Genomic DNA, 18,599 nt, shown 5'->3' with positions numbered 1-18,599 from the left:
CTACTGTCGTATTGTTAAAGATGGAGTCTCTATTTTTTTAGACGACTCTTAAGTAAAGAAAATCTGGAGAAAAATTATTGTGGATACCGCAGTTCGTAAGGTGAAAGGTCAATGCCGTTGTGGACAGGTGAAATTTGAGGTCACGTCAGAACCATTGATTACAATGGCTTGTCATTGTGTGGGGTGTCAGAAAATAACTGCAAGTGCATTATTTCCAAACGCTACTTTTTTACTTTAGACACAAAAATCTCTGAAAAGCATAGCAAGACAATGATTTACCGATGAGGCGATCGCCATGTTGCATCACGAAAGTCTGCGGTAATATCCTGATAAGCCTGGTTTGTTGTGTGGCAGGTGCGGCATACCCCCTAGTTCAACCATAAAAACCAAAAAGTAAAGCCCACGGAGAGGAAATATACCATGGCAGACCAAACATTTAAGACGTCGCCACAAATCTACGCGCGGGCAGTGGGGGTGTTGTATTTGATCATTATCGTTCTCGGACTTTTTAGCGAAATATTCGTGCGATCGCCACTTATTGCTCCAGGAGATGCAGCGACGACTGCCAGCAACATTATGGCAGCAGAGCCGCTTTTCCGGGTTGGATTTCTAGCCGACTCAATCATGTGCCTGAGTGATGTGGCCGTGGCTGTATTACTGTTCGTACTTCTGCGGCCAGTTAATAAAATACTTGCTCTGATTGCCCTATGTTTCCGAGTGACCCAGACAGCAGTAATTGCCCTTAGTCTCCTCAACTATTACGCAGCCATACTTCTTTTGAAAGGTTCAAATTATACTGCGGCATTCGATGTCGCTCAACTCAATTCACTTTCATCACTATTTCTTGATCTGCACAGCTATGGGTATGATCTCGGCCTGATTTTGTTTGGGGTTCATTGTCTCGTTCTCGGTTACTTAATTGCCAAGTCGCTATATATGCCCAGGGTGCTTGGATACTTAGTCATGGCTGCGGGTGTCACTTATCTGATTGGGAGTTATACACGGTTTTTGTTTCCGGACTTCGTCGAAGCTATCGCGCCAATTTATCTGGTGACGATTATTTCAGAACTCTCCCTATGTCTGTGGTTGCTGATTAAGGGAGTGAACCCAAAACAGTGGCAAGAAAAGGCAGAAAGTGTTGGTTTGCTATAAAAAAATATATTTTTTGAATGGGACAGATTACTTCATTGTTCGTTAGAAAAGTTGTCGGAGTCGTTGAAGATGCCCTCGACAAAGATGACCTCTTGAAATCGCTCGGTATTGATCCAGATAGCGCCGCTGATCCCTCCCAGATGGTTTCTGATACGGATTACTATTCCTTTCTAGAAAAGATTGCCATAGCCGAAAATAATGGTACAACTTTGCCACTGCGAGCGGGGACAGCAATGCGTTGTGATGATTATGGTGCTTTTGGCCTGGCCTGGAAGTCAGCCACAAATCTGGGCGGCTCCTATGAACGGGCAGAACGTTATGCTCGTGTGCTGACAAGCGTTTCGACCTATACAGTTGAGCGAGTAGACCAAGGCGCATTTATACACTTACATCGAATGGGCGATCGCCGCCTGGGGATGCGACTTTCCAATGAAGCGACAATTGCCAGTATCGTCTCAATTAGCCGGCAAGTCTCTACCAAGCCCTTCACACCGCTAGCCGTTTACTTCAAGCACCAAGCCCCTAAACGCATCAGAGAACATCAAGCCTATTTTGGCTGTCCAATGCACTTTGATGCAGACCGAGACGCATTATTAGTTTCCAATGAGTCGTTGCGAACCCCCAACCAGCTTGGCGACAAAAGTATTTCCCAATTTTTTGATACCCATCTTGAGACTGAACTCTCTAAATTAGCAGACCCCCATTCCCTCGAACACCAGGTGCGTATTTACGTTTCTCGATGCCTGAGTGAAGGTGTGCCAACGATCTCTGATGTTGCCGAGCACTTCACCATAAGCGGACGCACCTTACAACGCCGACTCTCAGAGCTAGGTTACTCCTACCAAACGCTGGTAGATGAGTCACGGCGTCAGTTAGCAGAACGGCTTTTACAGCAGACTGATTATTCTCTAGCAGAAGTCGCTTTCATGACGGGCTTTTCTGAGCAAAGTGCTTTTACACGAGCTTTTAAGCGCTGGGCTGGACAGACACCACGTTCTTTCCGTCTTAATCTCCAGACCAAACCAAATTAAGCCGAACTTGGCGCACTCAGTCAAAATTTCGGCAGCAACTGTCAAGAAATTCCCTAGTTGGACTTTTTATAGTGGGCTTACAGTTCACCCAACAAAGGAAAGCAAACCATGAACACTATTCAACATCAAGCTTATAATTCAAACGGATTAACCCTTGTCCTCGGTGGCACCGGCAAGACAGGACGACGGATTGTTACTGCGCTAGAAGCAAAGGGCATACCGACCCGGATCGGTTCACGCTCAGCCACACCAGCCTTCGATTGGCACCATGAAACTAGCTGGGATGCCTGTCTTAAAAATGTAGCAGCGGTTTACATCAACTATGCGCCAGATCTAGCCATGCCGGGAGCGACGGATGCTATTCAGGCTTTTGTTGATCGCGCTAAAGGTCATGGTGTTAAACGCTTGGTACTCCTGTCGGGTCGAGGCGAAATCGAAGCCCAAGCCTGTGAACAGATTGTGCAGGAAAGTGGTCTTGATTGGACAATCATCCGAGCCAGTTGGTTTAACCAAAATTTCTCAGAGGGTGCGTTCCTCGAAATGGTCACGGCTGGACAAATCACCCTCCCAGCGGGTGATATTTCTGAGCCTTTTGTAGATGTCGATGATATTGCCGAGGTTGCTGTCGCTGCCCTGACAGAAACGGGGCATACCGGAGAAATTTACGAAGTCACTGGCCCTCGCTTAATGACCTTTGCTGATATTGCGGCTGAGTTGTCAAATGCCAGCGGCTGTGAGATTACCTATGTGCCAGTTCCCCACGATGCTTTTGTGGCTGGTATCAAAGAATCTGGCGCCCCCAAAGAAGTGGTTTGGATGCTGGACTATCTTTTTAACACTGTGCTTGATGGCCGCAATGCCTATCTCACCGATGGCATTCAGCGTGCCTTAGGACGTTCACCCAAGGATTTTGCTGATTATGCTAGCGAGGTTGCTGCCACCGGCCTATGGCAACCAGTGACCCTGTAGGAAAACACGAGAAGTTTGAGGCAGGACGCAGAAGTTGGAAATTGTTATCAATATTTTTGTGCGTCCTGTTTAAACCGATAAAACTGGTCGGCCGCTAACCCTAGGGAATACATCATCAGGCTGTTGCTCGAAACCCCGACCACTGTACCCACCAGGGGAATCATTTCGAGAAAACTTAGGCCTGTTTTGAGACCATTACCGCCGAGGGACAAGCCAAAAATTGCCAGAATTTCTGCCCGGCGACGGGGATCCTGGAGATTCAGCCCATGGAGGCCAGAAATTTGATAAACCATCTCCGCCTGTAGTCTTGTCATACTTGCCAACTCCCAGCCAAATAATGCCAGGGCCAAAGGGGGTAAAAGATTGGCCACAAATCCTAATTTGGCAGCTTCTAGACTTTTTGCTTGGATAACTCGCTGGGTTAGTTGGGTTGGATTTTCATTGGGATAAGCCTGTTTTAACCGCTGAATCTCAGCCTGAGCCATTGCTACATCCACATCTCCGACAATTGCTGCTAGCCAACCAAAGCCAAAAATTTTCTGAATTGTTTTAAAAAATAGGATTGTTGGCGATCGCCACCAGATTTTGCCCTGTATTAGCAGTGAAAGTTTCAATGAAATCGTGAAGATCTTTTTGGCGGGCTTTGGAATCGAAGGGATTAGTCAGCATAAACTCCCAAATCACTTACAGGCTAATAGTCGTTCCTTTACCGTAACAAGTTGCTCCCCAATCAACCTCTGTAAAGAGAAGCAGTTTGATGCTAATCACCTAGCATAGAGTGCTAGAAAAAATTGTCTGGAGGTCGTGAAAGAGCTTTGATGGGACTAGGGGAAAGCTTGACGTAGGCCAGTCTTCAAGCCATGGTGGGGAAAATAGTTATTGTTCACAGTATCCTTTAGGATATGGGTAGCTTCTCTAAAATGTTTTCTCCTGTTTTTGCTGGACTTTCCATGTAGAAAGCTTTTTAGGGCTTGTGTTTGTCAAGCGGCTTAAGTTGACAATGCCGTTTAGCCCCATCCATATTTTGGATTGCTGAAAGTCAGTATATTTTTACCATTACTAACACTCATCAACTTTTTTAAAATGCCTTTAAAAACTAGCTCTACCGCTGTTACGACGCCAACAGACAAAGCAGGGCTAGGTATGTTCGGTGGGGTCTTTACCCCTTCGCTGCTGACTATTTTGGGGGTGATTATGTACCTCCGCTTTGGTTGGGTGGTTGGCAATGTCGGCCTTTTTGGCACATGGCTGATTGTCACGATGGCTGTGAGCATTACCTTTCTGACGACATTATCAATTTGTGCGATCGCCACCGATCGGGTCGTGCGAACTGGTGGCGCTTATTTTATGATTAGCCGCTCCCTAGGGATCGAGACCGGAGGAGCCGTAGGGATTCCCCTCTACTTTGCCCAGGCGCTGTCAGTTGCACTTTATACCATTGGATTTGCCGAAAGCGTTGTCAATGCCTTTGGCCGCTTCAACCAGACTTACATTGCCCTAATTGTCACCATTCTTGTGGCAGTATTAGCAATTACCTCAGCCAAAATTGCCATCAAAGCCCAGTACTTCATCATGGCGATCATCGCCTTATCGCTTGTTTCCCTAGCTTTCGGTTCACCACTGGAAGCAACTCAGCTAGAACCCTGGGGTACGGATAGTGGCGAATCTTTCTGGACAGTTTTTGCCGTCTTTTTCCCAGCCGTGACCGGAATTATGGCCGGGGTTAATATGTCCGGCGATCTCAAAGAACCGACAAAGGCAATTCCTACAGGTACATTGGCAGCCGTCGGCGTTGGTTATTTGATCTATATGGCTCTGCCTTTTTTTCTTGCCACTCGAGCCGATGCCAGTACGTTAGTTGAAAATCCCCTAATTATGCAGCAGATCGCCTTTTGGGGGCCATCAATTCTGTTAGGCATTTGGGGAGCGACATTATCGAGTGCTATCGGTAGCATTTTAGGGGCCCCCCGGATTCTGCAAGCCTTGGCAAGGGACCGTGTTTTACCGCGATGGCTAAGCTTCCTAGGCAAAGGCAGTGGTCCTAATAACGAACCACGCATCGGCACGGCGATCACCTTAGGGATCGTCACAGTAGCGGTCATGGTGGGTGATTTAAACTTAATCGCACCAGTGCTGAGTATGTTTTTTCTCACAACCTACTTAGTACTCAACATTGCCGCTGGCGTTGAAGGATTTCTTGATAGTCCCTCTTTTCGCCCTTTATTTGCAGTACATTGGTCTTTCTCATTGCTTGGGGCTCTCGGATGTTTAGCGGTTATGTTTTTAATTAATCCAGTGGCGACCATCGTTGCTGGGTTAATTGTTGCGATGATCTTTTTGTGGATTCAGCGACGGGAATTAAAGAGTACTTGGGGAGATGCCCGCCGCGGTATTTGGATGATGCTGTTGAGAACAAGCTTATTTCAACTGGGTCATCACCCCGATCCGAGAACATGGCGGCCCCATATGTTAGTCCTTTCCGGTGCACCAACGCGGCGTTGGGGATTAATCGAATTAGCAGATGGGTTAAATCGCAATCGGGGCCTGTTTACCATTGCAAGTATTTTGCCGATGGATTCTCGCAGTATCCGTCAGCAGCAGCAAATGGAAAAGAGCATTAATGATTATCTGCAAGAGCGAAATATACAAGCATTGGTCAGAGTCTTGACCGCCCAAGATCCATTTGTGGGCGTGGAGCGGCTTGTTGAAATTTATGGCCTTGGCCCCATCGTGCCTGATACAGTCCTCCTTGGTAATAATGAAACCCCCGAAAATCGCAGTAGCTATTGTCAGCTTATCCATGCACTGCATCGCGCTGAGCGTAATGTGATTATCTATCGAGAGAAATCTCAGCCCGAAAGTAAGCAGCATCATCAAATTGATGTTTGGTGGGGAGGTTTGCACGCTAATGGTGCACTGATGATGATCTTGGCAGAGCTACTGCGGGACAGTATGGAATGGCGTAGCGCTCAAATTTATTTGAAGCTAGTGGTGCCGGATCAATCAGCCGCAGCAACTGCCAAACAAAATATTAATGTCCTGGTACAAACGCTTCGCATTGATGCAGAGATTTGTATCTTGGTGGCAGAAGGTCGATCATTTGATGAGATTTTGTCTGAGTCTTCGCGTAATGCAGATCAAGTCATCCTCGGTATCGCAGAACCGAACGAGAATTTTTGTGATTACTATGCCTCCATTGAAGAGAGAATCCATGATCTACCATCTACAATGTTGGTTCTTGCTGCACCAAGCTTCGCCTTTGCTGAAGTCCTAAAAAAATAGTAGTTAAAACTAAGCTAAAAGGGTAATGATGAATTGATGAATTATAGTGACGGATAAAATTTCACAGTGGTCTAATGTGTTAAATGCACACTTTAGAGAAAGCCCAGTGAATATGTCCATTTTTGACGGTGTGTTGAAATTGACCGCTAGGACATTGAGTCATAAAAAAGCTTAGTGACTTCCGTTTTACCTTAGCAAACCCATCATTACCTTTTAGGTTTCACCTAATTGCGTAAGCAAAAAGCACTAGCACAACAAAAGCCAGATGTTACTTAAGAACAAGGAATAAAGCCAAACTCAATACGGTAAATGACATCCTCTAAAGTCACATCCACCGTATCAATACCCATAGAAGTAACTTCATCACCGGAACGGGGTCCCCAAGCGCTAATGTTAGTGTTAATGCCAAAGTTTGTTGTAACCGGTCGAGTGCAAGCATTAACTGCTGAAAGGGCAATATCGACATTACGTTCAAAATCGCTTTGAAAGCCTGGGCCAAAGTTGCTGCGGTCAACCCACCCGCCACTTGCACCGAAACTCGCAAAAGTATTCAGCGTACTACGTGCCCCCGATACATTAGGAATATTGGCATAACCTAAATAGCGGAGATTCACCGGTTGTACTGTGTAACCGCTAGGAACATCAAGCTTCATACGAATGTTGCAAGAAGCCCGTTTAAATTCCCGTCGGGCCGCTTCGGTATACATTTCACTAAAAATAATTGAAACCGAATTCCCATTCACAATCCCAAAAGCACTGCCAGGAGGACAGCCACTACCATTTACAATGACTGGTACACGTTTAAAGGCAAACCCTTCTTCTGCCTTGACGGCTTGAACATTCGCAGTGACTATACCCGAAGCAGCCAATAGACCTAAAAAAGCGTGTTCTAACTTCATTTCAATTACCTCATTAATGATGCAGTTTCCAATTCGTTTTTCTAGATTTAAAGTTCTAGATTTCAAGAAAGTCAAAAGTTCGCCAAAAGATTTGACGCAGCTATTTATTAACTGGTGATGGTGTATTAATGCTTTCTTTTTTGAAGAGGTATTGCAGATTGTGTTAGGGTATTTGACTAGATTGGTTATCAATTGTTTCCAATTTTTAGATTTATTTTACGGGAACAAAATTCAAGATTTTTAGTCGATCCAGACGCTGTTTTCAGAATCGTTCAAAATTAATATTTTTTTGCATCTAAATTCCAACTAGGTACCTCTCTTTTTTTCAGAGATATTAATAAGCCAATTAAGAATCTCCTGATACCTGAGTTTTAATTAATTGGCCAATATTTCAGCAAGCTCTAGGAATAGCACTAATTCGGAAGGAATATATCCATTGAATCTGAGAGGATACCTAAACAGCATCAAATACTATTGAGTCACTACCCTAAATCTCTTCATGTGGGGGACGAGACTGCATTGACTTAGCATTTAGGAGATTTTCCTAGCCTGGGGGAGCAAGGGGGGCTTTGCCAGCATTATTCCAAACCAACCCTAAGAAGAGTGAATAACTCTCCACAAAATAAGTCGACATCCAAACGCTTGAACCGTAGTGTAGAATATTCGAGAATGATTATCATTTTTTATTATGTCGATACCCCCACCTCGCCCAGAGTCTCCTTTAGCCACTGTTGTAAATATTTCTACTAAAGCCACAACCCCTGCTAAAACCACTGATGCTACGACTCCTGCTGAAGTAGCAATATATCGGCCCCGGCGACTACGACGGACTACTGCTTTACGCCGCATGGTGCGTGAAACGGCTTTGACGGTGAATGATTTTATTTATCCTCTATTTGTCATGGAGGGTGAAGGACAAAAAGCGGAAATCCCTTCGATGCCTGGCTGTTTTCGTTATTCTTTGGATTTGCTATTAGCTGAAGTGGCGACAGCTTATGACCTCAGCATTGGGGCGATCGCCCTTTTTCCGCTGATTCCTGATTACCAAAAAGACAATATAGGTACCGAAAGCCATAATCCTGCCGGGTTGATTCCTCGAACTGTACGGGCGATTAAAGAAGCTCTGCCCGACATGGTTGTAATCACAGATATCGCCCTCGATCCCTATAGCAGCGAGGGCCATGACGGCATTGTCCAAGATGGAGAAATTCTCAATGATGAGACAGTTGCTGTCCTGGTCAAACAAGCCCTCATACATGCAGAGGCAGGGGCTGATTTTGTGGCACCATCGGACATGATGGATGGTCGCGTGGGTGCAATTCGCCGCGCCCTCGATGCAGCGGGCTGGATTAATGTGGGGATTCTTGCCTATTCCGCTAAATATGCATCCGCTTACTATGGGCCATTTCGGGATGCCTTGGATTCAGCCCCTAAGTTTGGTGACAAAAAAACCTACCAAATGGATCCGGCCAATGGCCAAGAAGCTCTCAAGGAAGTGGAATTAGACATTCTTGAGGGGGCTGATATCGTGATGGTCAAACCAGCCTTAGCTTATTTGGATATTATCTGTCGCATCAAACAACGGACAAATTTACCCGTCGCCGCCTACAACGTCAGTGGGGAATATGCCATGGTCAAAGCAGCGGCCAAACGGGGTTGGCTGGATGAACAAACCGTCATGCTAGAAACCTTGACCAGCATGAAACGGGCCGGGGCTGACTTGATTTTGACCTATTTCGCTAAGGAAGCGGCTATAGCTTTACAGCAAATGTAATTCGCTGATCTTCCCTACATCTAAAACCAGTCAGTCATCCTTCGGCGCGTTGCCGCATAAAACTTGCAGGGCGATCGCCCTCCGACAACCAACAAACCACTAATTGATAAAACTTGATCCCATGAATTTACCCATTTCCTTGACTGATATTCGCCAACAAACCATTAATACTGAAATCAAACCACCAGTTTCAGAAGCCGAAATGCAGGCAGCCGTGCGCACTTTATTACTCGGCTTAGGCGAAGATCCAGATCGTGAAGGGTTACGCGATACGCCGAAACGATTGGTCAAAGCCCTTAAATTTTTGACATCTGGCTACCATCAATCCCTTGATGAACTCCTCAATGGGGCCGTGTTCCATGAAAATACCAATGAAATGGTCTTAGTGCGAGATATTGATCTGTTTAGCTCTTGCGAACACCATATTTTGCCGATTTTAGGCCGCGCCCATGTGGCCTACATTCCAAATGGTAAGGTGATCGGCCTCTCTAAAATTGCCCGTATTTGTGAAATGTATGCCCGGCGTTTGCAAGTACAAGAACGCTTAACCCAACAAATTGCCGATGCCCTTCATGGATTATTACAACCCCAGGGAGTCGCTGTTGTGGTTGAGGCAACCCACATGTGCATGGTGATGCGTGGGGTCGAGAAACCAGGCTCTTGGACAGTAACCAGTTCAATGCAGGGCATATTTGCCGACAATGACGCCACTCGCCAAGAATTCATGGAGTTAATTCGCCATCGTCCTTCGTTCTACTAGAAAATATTGATTCCCCTGAGAATCTAAAAAAATCCCCCTAAACCACCAAAAAAGGTAATTTAGGGGGAAATTCTGCTATTAGAGGGCAAAAAATCAACCAAATCCCGCTCTACCATAACGCACTATCCGAAAGGTCACTTGGTCTGTATTGGGATTGTAGAGGGTGTAGGTGGCTTGCTTGGGGACTCGGCCCACACTGCCAACACCAACAATCAAACGGGCGGCAGTACCAACAGAGTCGCCAATAGTATAGTTCTGACTGATCGCAGTCTGGTCAAGGGTAGTGACTGTAGCCGCCAATTTTCCGGTGCTCACCTGATATTGGAAGGTTTGGCCCGATCGCCCGCAAAAAAGACGATTACTCCCCGTGCGGGACAGACGATCTAATAAAACCAAAGGAGAAATGTCCGGTGTGAGGGCTTCAAACACCGTCAGGCTACTGCCATGGAGCAAAAGACAGTCTAATTCTGCAAAGCCGAAGTGGAGTTGTCTAAACCATTGCACCGTTTCTAAGGGAACATGATCCCACAGTTGCTTGAGCATGGCACCACCTTTTTCTGCGAGAAAAGGATTTTCTTCGGGTTCTGCTGCTAAACCCCGCACGATTAGACATTGTTCTTCCCAAGCACCCTTACAGACCTGGGGAATCAGTTCACCTTGTTTCGGGTGGCGGATGCGCTCTACAACGGCATTACCTGCCGGGGTTCCGTCAATTAGATCGCCTAGAATATATAGCTCTGTGATCTTGGGGATTTGTCGCCGAATATCTTGTAGTACCGCTTCATAGGCCGCTAAATTCCCTTCGATACCGCTTAAAATTGCCCACTGCATCATCGTTATACTCCCCGTTCGCAAAGGTGGCTTGGATCGTCGGCCCGTTCGGCAAATTCCATCCCCTGAGCTAAGCGCCAGGCAAAAATCGGCGGTAATCCTTTTTCGATAATCGCCCCACAGGTTTTGTGATAGTCATATTCCACTTCCCGTAATGTCACCTGATCGCCATCGTAAATGACATAAGTTGCATTGGGGCGGCCATGGCGCGGCTCACCGACAGACCCAGCATTAACAATCCGTTTAACGGGGGCGGTAAATTCCTGCTCTGGGGCGATCGCCTTCCCGGAATTGGTGCGGACAGAAAATTTCAGAGAATGCTGATCAAGGGTGCGCACATAGGGCACATGGGTATGGCCACAAAACAGAATATCTGCCCCCGTGCTCAAAACCCGCTCTAGGGCGAGGAAACCATCTAGTTCTGGCAGTAAATATTCATGCTGACTTTGAGGACTGCCGTGGGTAAAAGCCAGTTGATCCTGCTTGAGCACTTTTGGTAACTGGGCTAGATAGGTGCGGGTTTCGGGGTGAATTTCTTGGTCTGTCCATTGGTGGGCAACTTTACCCCGTTTTTCTGCGAGCAATGATGGATAACTGCATTCGCAGGCATTTAAACCATCGACAATATCTTCATCCCAGCAGCCTTGGACAGTGGGAATATCCAGCGATCGCACGAGGGTCACCACTTCATTGGGGTAGGGGCCATAGCCGACCAAATCCCCTAAACAATAAATCTGGTCTACATTTTGGCTGTCAATGTCTTTGAGCACCGTCGTTAAGGCTTCATAATTTCCATGAATACAGGAAATAACGGCAATTTTCATAATTTTGAGAAGGTTTTATTAATTTTGTTAGACGTTTTAGCAGGCTAAATAAATTAGGCGTTTAATTTTAGGTGTAGGCATACTGTTGTTCTAGGTCAGCTTGTTGCCGTTGTCGTCGTATTTGCCCTTGGTAATAAGCCAGTAATTCATCATTAAGACAGCAATCTGGGATGGTAGCGGCCATTTGTCGTCCATCGAGTTGAGTACCGACTACTTCTAGGCCACTAAAGCGTTCGGGTCTACCTTTCAGCCAAGGCTCACAGGGAAGCTCGCGATAGAGACTGTCTGCCATCCCTGCCACATAGTCGAGATAAAAAGCTCTGCCATCAATAATTTCGACAATGCCCTTGGCCCGCTGGATCTGACCATAGGCCCCGGCGGTGAGTTCATCCCAAAAAATATTGAGGCTCGCCGGATCAAAGACCTGACCCCTCAGGGGCGATCGCCACACCTGAATTTCATTCGTCGGCAGCGGTAGGGGTACTTCAATCAATTGATCGGCCCAATCATGCCAAGGGGAACTGGTGATCTGCTCGGAGACAAAGGCCAATCGCTGACAGGGAAAACCAGCCTCTGCCAATGCTTTTAGCAATTCTTCCCCAGACGCTAGGGCCACATAAAAACCAAGCTCTAAGATGGCGATCGCCCCCTGTTCTACAGCGCGGATCAGTTCAATTTCCTGCCCTTCTTCTAAAAACTGCCAATGGGGAAATTCAAGGGCGAGACAATGGCGATCGATGGCACAGTCCACCGTCCGCGGTGCGAAATAGGTAACAGGCACCGTTTTCCCCTGGAATTGCTGCCGGAGCCACTGGGTTTTTCCGGAGCCCGCCAGACCGGCGATCGCCACGATAGCTGTTTTTGTCCAATCGATCATTATGTTTTCTTCCTGCTAGCGGACAAGCCAGCGCTTGGTTCAGTGATTTGTTATTATCGATATTTTGATAATAATTATCATTTTTATTTAAAGTCGTGAAAATGTCTATCCCCCCAAGAATTTCCGTCAAGGCGATGCAGCAGTGTGACATTGCAATTATTGGCGCAGGCGTCCAGGCCCTGACCTTGGTGCTTCATCTTTTAAAAAAACGTCCCCAGTGGCGTAAGCGAATTGTTGTTTTTGATCCCCATGGTTGTTGGTTGGCCCGCTGGTCTCACCAGTTTGCGGCCCAGGAGATTCCCCATTTGCGATCGCCGGCGGTACATCATCCCCACCCAGATCCCTTTGCCTTGCGCAGGTTTGCTGAGGGACGCCCCCATGAACTTTTTCCGCCCTATGATTTACCCAGTACCCAACTTTTTGAAGATTTTTGCCGAGAGGCGATCGCCGAATTTCAGTTAGACCAACGACTAATCGCCGCAGCAGTTACAGAGTTAATCCCTCCCCAGAGAGGTCAACGCAAATTTTGTTTAACCCTCGATAACGGCCAACAGTGGCAAGCCAAGCGGGTCGTTCTAGCGACGAACCAAACCCAACGACAGCTACCAGATTGGCTGGAACAGATCGAAGCTAGCTATCCATCTGATCGTCTTTGCCACAGTGATCGCGTTGATTTACGGAAATTACATCTTCAGGGTGAAAAAATTGTCCTTGTTGGTGGTGGTCTCTCCACAGGCCATCTCGCATTGGGGGCGATCGCCCGCCAAGCCCAGGTTACGATCGTTGCCCGTCGCCCTTTCCAGGAGAAACTTTTTGATGCCGATGCAGGTTGGTTAGGGCCGAAATATCTCAAGGGATTTGCCGCTGAAACCGATTGGCAAAAACGCCACCAAATGATTCTGGAAGCCCGTAATGGCGGTTCCCTCACACCAGCGGTGATGACCCAGCTCCGCCGCGCCAAACGCCAGGACAAAGTTACCCTCAAGCCCAATTGCCAAATTCAAGCCGCCCATTGGCAAGGGAATCACTGGCAACTGCACTGTGACAATGGGGAAATTCTCCAGGGCGATCGCCTCTGGTTAGCAACGGGGAGTCGCTTTGATGTCATGGCCGAATCCCTACTCACCAAGGTGATGGATCGCTATCCCCAACCAATCTTGAACGGTCTCCCTATTTTGGATGCATATTTACGCTGGCAAGGCTGTGATCTGTTCCTCATGGGAGGATTAGCCGCCCTTCAACTTGGCCCCACTGCCCGCAATATCTCCGGGGCGCGTCTGGCTTGCGATCGCCTTGTTCCTGCCCTAACCAAGTCAAGTCTACAACGCATTTACCAAGCGAATACCTGCTCTGGAGTTAGCGCCTAGCAATGTAGGTGTGAATGAATAGTTTTTAGGAGTTTGCTCTAAGTTTAGAGACATAAAAGGCGATCGCAGTGGGATCATTGCTTCAGAAGCACAAGTTATCCACCTAACCTGCCGGGAGTTTTGTGTACTTTTATTACATTATGGCTGATCTACGACTTTGGCTAAATACTTCCGGGATACTTTGCTTTTCATTGTGCTAGCCCATCAACATTAAGCTGACCTATGCTGATCTTGAGTGATGGCCTTTTTCTTTCCCTGAGAAGATCCTGTAGAATTAGAGAAATTTAAAAAAGATGAGGGTCAGCGGAATTCTGCTTCCACCGACCCATCGAAAAACTTTTGACCGGGTTATTCGATGGGTATATCTTAGCAGCTTTTTTGCTGATTCTCCAACACCCTACATCTGGAGAATAAAAAAAATGACTGCCTTTGCCATGATTACCGCCGATAGTGACTACCTCCTCAACCAAGTAAGTCGCTGCGCCGCCACCCTCTACAACTGGCTTCTACGCAAACGTCCCGCCGGTACAACCTTTGAAGTAGACCTCGATACTTTCCGCCACTGGACTGGCAAATTCCGCAAGAAACCCTACTGTTCTAAGTGGATCCGCCAGGCCGTGACCGAACTCGCAAACATTGGTCTCGTCGATATTCAGCGCCAGTACAACAGCAAAATCTACAAACTCGCCGCTTATCGTCCCGGGAATAAAACTTCCCAAATCGAGAACAAAACTTCCCAGTTTGGGAATAAAACTTCCCAAAAACGCGCCTCAAACCCTGATGCTGCCGTACCTTCTTATATAGATACTAAAGATCCAACAGATCAGGCTTGTTCTGCTGTTCAATTAAAATTTTCTTTTTTGGATTCTCAGGCTACTGATGTACTGGAACAGAAAACTCAGTTTAGCCAAGGGAAAAATGTTAAAAACCATGAAGCTGGAAATGCAGTAACTGGTGAAACCCACAAGTTAGACCAAAGGCAAGAAAAACCGCCGGGCCAAAGTGTAGAATCAACAAGAAATGTTTGTGATCACGATAATGGGCTGGTGACTGAGAAATCGGCGATGATTGGGCCTAGGGAGCAAGGAGAGAGCCAATCAACTTCTAATTCTGGGAAAAGGGTTGAGTTTTCAACGGAATCAAGGGAATTGAGGCAAAAAGAGAAAGAGAAAGATAAGCGAACTCCAGTTCAGGAAGCTAAGGATGGCGCAACCGAGACTATTGAGGAAAAACAACTGCAGACGGAAGAAGTGGATAAAGCGGATGTGGTGGTGAATTCCCAAGCCAAGGCTCATTTGGAACGGCTTGATGATCTAGGGATTGTGTTGAATCCTTCTCTGGTGCGGTTAGTGAAGACGACGGCGGCAGAAATTATTGAAGGGGCGATCGCCGCCTATCAGCGTTATCGGCGTGACCACTATGTGAAAAATCCAGCGGGCTTTTTTGTCTATGCAGTCAAGAATGCAGTGGCAAATAATCACACAAGCGAAAGGGCGAATTTCTTCTACTGGTTTGAGGCGATGAAGAAGTTGGGGCGTTTGGGCTATTACGAAGAGGTGGATGGGGATTATCTGGTGCGGGATGGTATTCATCTGGTTTCTTGGCAGGTGTTAGTAGACCGGGGCTGGACTTGTGAGTATTTGCAGAAACGACTGCAGCGCTAAAGGCTCTAACATCAAGTGATTTGGCTTCTTAACCTACCTTGAAGACAGATCTCGATTTTCAACTGAAAATCGATCTATGGAAAAAATCACAATGCATTCTCGATCAAAAACAATTAATCAAAAACGATGACCAAAGTCGCGATCGCCGCTGATTCTAAACTTGCCGCCAATATCGGCGCAGAGATTATCGCCCAGGGAGGTAACGCCATCGATGCCGCCCTCGCCGCCACATTAACTTCCATGTGTTGCGAACTGGGGGTCATGGCACCGGGCGGCAGTGGTTTCATCACGATTTGGCCCCAGGATCGAGAACCCGTTGTCATTGATGCCTATGCAGCGATGCCTGGTAAAGATTTCCCTGGCGATCGCCCCTACCCAGAATTACAAAAGACCTTGCTGAATTATGGTGGTGGCATTTACACCGGAATTGGTTATGGTGCGGTGGCAGTGCCAGGGATGTTCGCCGGGATCGCCAAAGCCTCAGCAGAATACGGCCAATTGTCTTGGGCAGAATTAATCACGCCTGTGGCCAAAGTGGTAGAGCAAGGCAGTCCCCTTTCCCGTGTCTCAGGAATGTATTTAGAACAGGCCCATGCAGCGATTTTTGGGTGGCATCCCGAAAGTTATCAGCTTGTTCATCCAAATGGCAAAGATTATCTCAAGGCTGGTGAGATCGTCCGCTTACCGGGCCTCGCTAAAACTCTAAAGCTGATGGCTGATGAAGGCCCTGACTGTTTGTATCAAGGCACTTTAGCCCAGGAATTAGTCGCTGCAATGGAGCGATCGCACGGGGCAATTACTCAAGCTGACTTGGCAAGCTACGAAGCGATTATCAGAGAACCAATTCGGCTGAGTTATGGTGACTGGGAAATTGTCACTAACCCGGCCCCCGCAGTGGGTGGTGCTTGTTTAGCCGCTTTACTCCTCCTCCAGCAAACCCGCCAAAGTCTCGACCATAAAACCATTGCTGCGATCCAAGAGGCCGTTCTTAACTATCGTTTTGAACATCTCAATGTTGACCAAGATCGATGGCAAGCAGTCACGGATCTGCTACATTTTGCCCGAACAAATCAGCTCGATCATTACCGCAGTTCATCTTCTACGATCCATGTGTCCACGGTCGATGATCAAGGTTGTGCCTGTTCGCTGACGGCATCGGCGGGTTATGGTTCTGGGGCGGTGATTCCCGGTCGTAATTTTTGGTTAAATAATTCCCTGGGTGAGTTGGAGCTGCATCGAGAACAGAGTGAACCCATTGCGCCAGGCACGAGATTGATTTCAAATATGGCCCCCACCATTGCGCGTCACCGGAATGGATCTGTACTGTCGATTGGTTCTCCTGGTGCGTCGCGGATTACCACGGCGATCGCCCAGTCATTGACCAACTTCATGGTGTATGGCGATTCTCTCAGTGAGGCCATCCGACACCCACGACTCCATGTGGAAGCATTTGACGACCAATTGATGCTTGCCTACGAAGAAGATTTAAGGGCTGAGAATTTATCGAATCTGTCGATGCCGCTCCGGGAGTTTCCGCCGCTATCGATGTATTTTGGTGGCGTACAGGCCGCATTGTGGTCTAAAGAAGCGCAGCAATTGCAGGCGATCGCCGATCCCCGACGGGAGGGCAGTGTCGCTTTTGCCTAAAATCCAAAATCTTAGGTGTGGTTACTGGAAAAGGCTACTTTTCTTTAATGAGAGGAAGTTTGGGATAAATTTTGCAACTTAAATTGGGGATATCTTTCGGCTGTTGGCACCTTGCAACCACCCCGGAGGTGGATGTTTTGTGTTGGGTCTTCGACAATCTCTGCGGTATAAATTATTTGGCGATCGCCTTCTTGTTGAGCCGTGATCTGACACCGAAAAAACGTCTCGTCTTTATTCGCGTCTAATATTTGAAAATCAACCCCGTAGTCTAACCATTGCCAACCATGACGGTACCATAATTCTCGCTCTAAGATTTGTACCGGCGCAGGTAAAACGCCCCAGCCTCGATAAACTTTTTTGAGAAAATCTAAATCGCCTTGACGGGTCAGTAAAGATTGCAAGGAAGCCTCATCTAGCCTGCCATAATAACGTCCTCCAGGAAACTCGATGGCCGTGGGCGCAAAGCGATGTCCACCGAAATGAGTTGCTTGCCAAATGCGCACTCGATCTTCAAGGTTTAATTCTTGAACCAATCGTACTGCTTGCCGATAAAAGGGCTTGCCATATTTTCCACAACACTTGTCATAAGTGCCGTGGGTACAAACAAGAATATCTCGTTGTTGTTGGCTTGAATCTGTTGTAGCAAAAAAACTATCTGAATCAGTGAAACAAGTTTCTAGGATTGGAATAACTTCTGCTAACTTCGAAATTGTAAATTCTTGGCGTTTGTAACCTCGAATAAATCCTTGCTCTTGTTTTAATAAAATAGCTCGACTTCGATCTTTTGACGACGATTCACCCCAAATAAATATGGGCCGGATTTGGATTTTTCTCGGTGCCAAAAAAGTTTGGTAAAACTTTAGGAGCGGTATAAATTGGGGATCACTCTCTAAAATGTTTTCGCGCCAAGGCTGGGCATATTCTAACAAAAGATAATAGGTTGTATTGACACCCCAGCCGATAGGATCTTCTCCTAGTTTGTGGGATGACTCGGCACAAAAAAATGAATTCATATCTCGATTAGTTAATCCCCCAAAAATCCTGTAAGGCTTTGAGATGTAGGAGCGAAGCCTTGTAGCTGTAAATCATACTTCGTATTAATTAGTGCTAGTGGATGTTGTTTCTTTTTGGGCGGCGATCGCCAATCTTGCTCCTTCAATTTGCCGCAGTTCATCCATTACTTCAATTACGGATCCATGGCTAACTGCTTCATCGGCATTGATAATCACCAAGGTTTCTGGGTTCTCAACCATTAGATTTCGGACACCAGCTTGGAGTGTAGCGATTTCAACGGGTGCTTCGTTGAGAAAAATATCTCCCGCCGCATCTACGGTCACTGTAATTTCAGTGCTCGGTTGCTGTTGTGCTGTATTTGCCCCAGGTAGATTAACCGGTAGGCCCTCAGATTTCGTCAAATAGAGGGTCGAAATAATAAAATAGGCCAAAATTGAAAAGATAATATCAATCATCGGCACAATATTAATGCCTGCGGATTTTTGTTCTTCCTGGGGAATACGCATAG

17 protein-coding genes are annotated in these 18,599 nt (G+C 46.9%); 10 read left to right on the top strand and 7 right to left on the bottom strand.

Features of this window, described 5'->3' with window-relative positions:
* Nucleotides 1-79: 79 nt before the first annotated feature.
* From AACR41_RS16510 to AACR41_RS02630, 4 genes are all read left to right on the top strand, one after another.
* Nucleotides 80-238 (top strand): GFA family protein, encoded by a 159-nt coding sequence (locus AACR41_RS16510; RefSeq protein WP_445260563.1) that lies wholly within the window; start codon nucleotides 80-82, stop codon nucleotides 236-238.
* Between the two features lie 182 nt (nucleotides 239-420).
* The gene (locus tag AACR41_RS02640) at nucleotides 421-1,152 is read left to right on the top strand and encodes a DUF4386 domain-containing protein (protein ID WP_030007934.1); all 732 of its coding nucleotides are present in this window, start codon (nucleotides 421-423) and stop codon (nucleotides 1,150-1,152) included.
* A 17-nt stretch (nucleotides 1,153-1,169) separates the two neighbouring features.
* A complete protein-coding gene (locus AACR41_RS02635; RefSeq protein ID WP_030007933.1) occupies nucleotides 1,170-2,183 on the top strand; it encodes an AraC family transcriptional regulator in 1,014 nt (337 codons plus the stop codon).
* Nucleotides 2,184-2,291: 108 nt separating this feature from the next.
* Nucleotides 2,292-3,152: an NAD(P)H-binding protein gene (locus AACR41_RS02630; protein WP_045442418.1), complete on the top strand. Its 861-nt coding sequence runs from the start codon at nucleotides 2,292-2,294 to the stop codon at nucleotides 3,150-3,152.
* Between the two features lie 47 nt (nucleotides 3,153-3,199).
* Here AACR41_RS02630 and AACR41_RS02625 read toward each other — a convergent pair whose 3' ends face one another.
* On the bottom strand, nucleotides 3,200-3,766 hold the full coding sequence (locus AACR41_RS02625) for a hypothetical protein (protein WP_152551025.1): 567 nt from the start codon (nucleotides 3,764-3,766) through the stop codon (nucleotides 3,200-3,202).
* 469 nt (nucleotides 3,767-4,235) lie between these two features.
* Between AACR41_RS02625 and AACR41_RS02620 the strand changes: the two genes are divergently transcribed.
* Entirely contained in the window at nucleotides 4,236-6,434 is a 2,199-nt protein-coding gene (locus tag AACR41_RS02620; RefSeq protein ID WP_030007931.1) for an amino acid permease, read from the top strand.
* 272 nt (nucleotides 6,435-6,706) lie between these two features.
* Here AACR41_RS02620 and AACR41_RS02615 read toward each other — a convergent pair whose 3' ends face one another.
* On the bottom strand, nucleotides 6,707-7,333 hold the full coding sequence (locus AACR41_RS02615; RefSeq protein WP_012305603.1) for a DUF4360 domain-containing protein: 627 nt from the start codon (nucleotides 7,331-7,333) through the stop codon (nucleotides 6,707-6,709).
* Between the two features lie 688 nt (nucleotides 7,334-8,021).
* Between AACR41_RS02615 and hemB the strand changes: the two genes are divergently transcribed.
* Nucleotides 8,022-9,107, top strand: coding sequence for a porphobilinogen synthase (gene hemB / locus AACR41_RS02610; protein WP_223209952.1), 1,086 nt, complete (start codon nucleotides 8,022-8,024; stop codon nucleotides 9,105-9,107).
* A 121-nt stretch (nucleotides 9,108-9,228) separates the two neighbouring features.
* On the top strand, nucleotides 9,229-9,867 hold the full coding sequence (gene folE / locus AACR41_RS02605; RefSeq protein WP_030007929.1) for a GTP cyclohydrolase I FolE: 639 nt from the start codon (nucleotides 9,229-9,231) through the stop codon (nucleotides 9,865-9,867).
* A gap of 93 nt (nucleotides 9,868-9,960) precedes the next feature.
* Here folE and AACR41_RS02600 read toward each other — a convergent pair whose 3' ends face one another.
* The 3 genes from AACR41_RS02600 to AACR41_RS02590 all read right to left on the bottom strand — a co-directional run bounded on the left by AACR41_RS02600 (nucleotide 9,961) and on the right by AACR41_RS02590 (nucleotide 12,399).
* Nucleotides 9,961-10,701, bottom strand: coding sequence for a metallophosphoesterase family protein (locus AACR41_RS02600; protein ID WP_030007928.1), 741 nt, complete (start codon nucleotides 10,699-10,701; stop codon nucleotides 9,961-9,963).
* A gap of 2 nt (nucleotides 10,702-10,703) precedes the next feature.
* Nucleotides 10,704-11,522 carry a metallophosphoesterase family protein gene (locus AACR41_RS02595; RefSeq protein ID WP_030007927.1) on the bottom strand — a complete coding sequence of 273 codons (819 nt, stop codon included), beginning with the start codon at nucleotides 11,520-11,522 and terminating at the stop codon, nucleotides 10,704-10,706.
* A gap of 67 nt (nucleotides 11,523-11,589) precedes the next feature.
* A complete protein-coding gene (locus tag AACR41_RS02590) occupies nucleotides 11,590-12,399 on the bottom strand; it encodes a hypothetical protein (RefSeq protein WP_045442415.1) in 810 nt (269 codons plus the stop codon).
* Nucleotides 12,400-12,500: 101 nt separating this feature from the next.
* Here AACR41_RS02590 and AACR41_RS02585 point away from each other — a divergent pair, with 101 nt between their 5' ends.
* The 3 genes from AACR41_RS02585 to AACR41_RS02575 all read left to right on the top strand — a co-directional run bounded on the left by AACR41_RS02585 (nucleotide 12,501) and on the right by AACR41_RS02575 (nucleotide 17,077).
* Nucleotides 12,501-13,766: an FAD/NAD(P)-binding protein gene (locus AACR41_RS02585; RefSeq protein WP_223209953.1), complete on the top strand. Its 1,266-nt coding sequence runs from the start codon at nucleotides 12,501-12,503 to the stop codon at nucleotides 13,764-13,766.
* Nucleotides 13,767-14,185: 419 nt separating this feature from the next.
* Nucleotides 14,186-15,430 carry a hypothetical protein gene (locus tag AACR41_RS02580; protein ID WP_030007924.1) on the top strand — a complete coding sequence of 415 codons (1,245 nt, stop codon included), beginning with the start codon at nucleotides 14,186-14,188 and terminating at the stop codon, nucleotides 15,428-15,430.
* Between the two features lie 126 nt (nucleotides 15,431-15,556).
* A complete protein-coding gene (locus AACR41_RS02575) occupies nucleotides 15,557-17,077 on the top strand; it encodes a gamma-glutamyltransferase (protein WP_030007923.1) in 1,521 nt (506 codons plus the stop codon).
* A 44-nt stretch (nucleotides 17,078-17,121) separates the two neighbouring features.
* Here the strand turns inward: AACR41_RS02575 and AACR41_RS02570 are convergent, their stop codons facing one another.
* Both AACR41_RS02570 and AACR41_RS02565 read right to left on the bottom strand, forming a co-directional pair.
* Nucleotides 17,122-18,090 (bottom strand): sucrase ferredoxin, encoded by a 969-nt coding sequence (locus AACR41_RS02570; RefSeq protein ID WP_030007922.1) that lies wholly within the window; start codon nucleotides 18,088-18,090, stop codon nucleotides 17,122-17,124.
* Between the two features lie 84 nt (nucleotides 18,091-18,174).
* Nucleotides 18,175-18,597, bottom strand: coding sequence for an ExbD/TolR family protein (locus AACR41_RS02565; RefSeq protein WP_012305613.1), 423 nt, complete (start codon nucleotides 18,595-18,597; stop codon nucleotides 18,175-18,177).
* Nucleotides 18,598-18,599 lie beyond the last annotated feature (2 nt).

Origin of the sequence: Picosynechococcus sp. NKBG042902, from assembly GCF_963864045.1 — a bacterium.
Lineage (GTDB): Bacteria > Cyanobacteriota > Cyanobacteriia > Cyanobacteriales > MRBY01 > MRBY01.
This window is presented reverse-complemented; position numbering and strand designations above follow the sequence as displayed.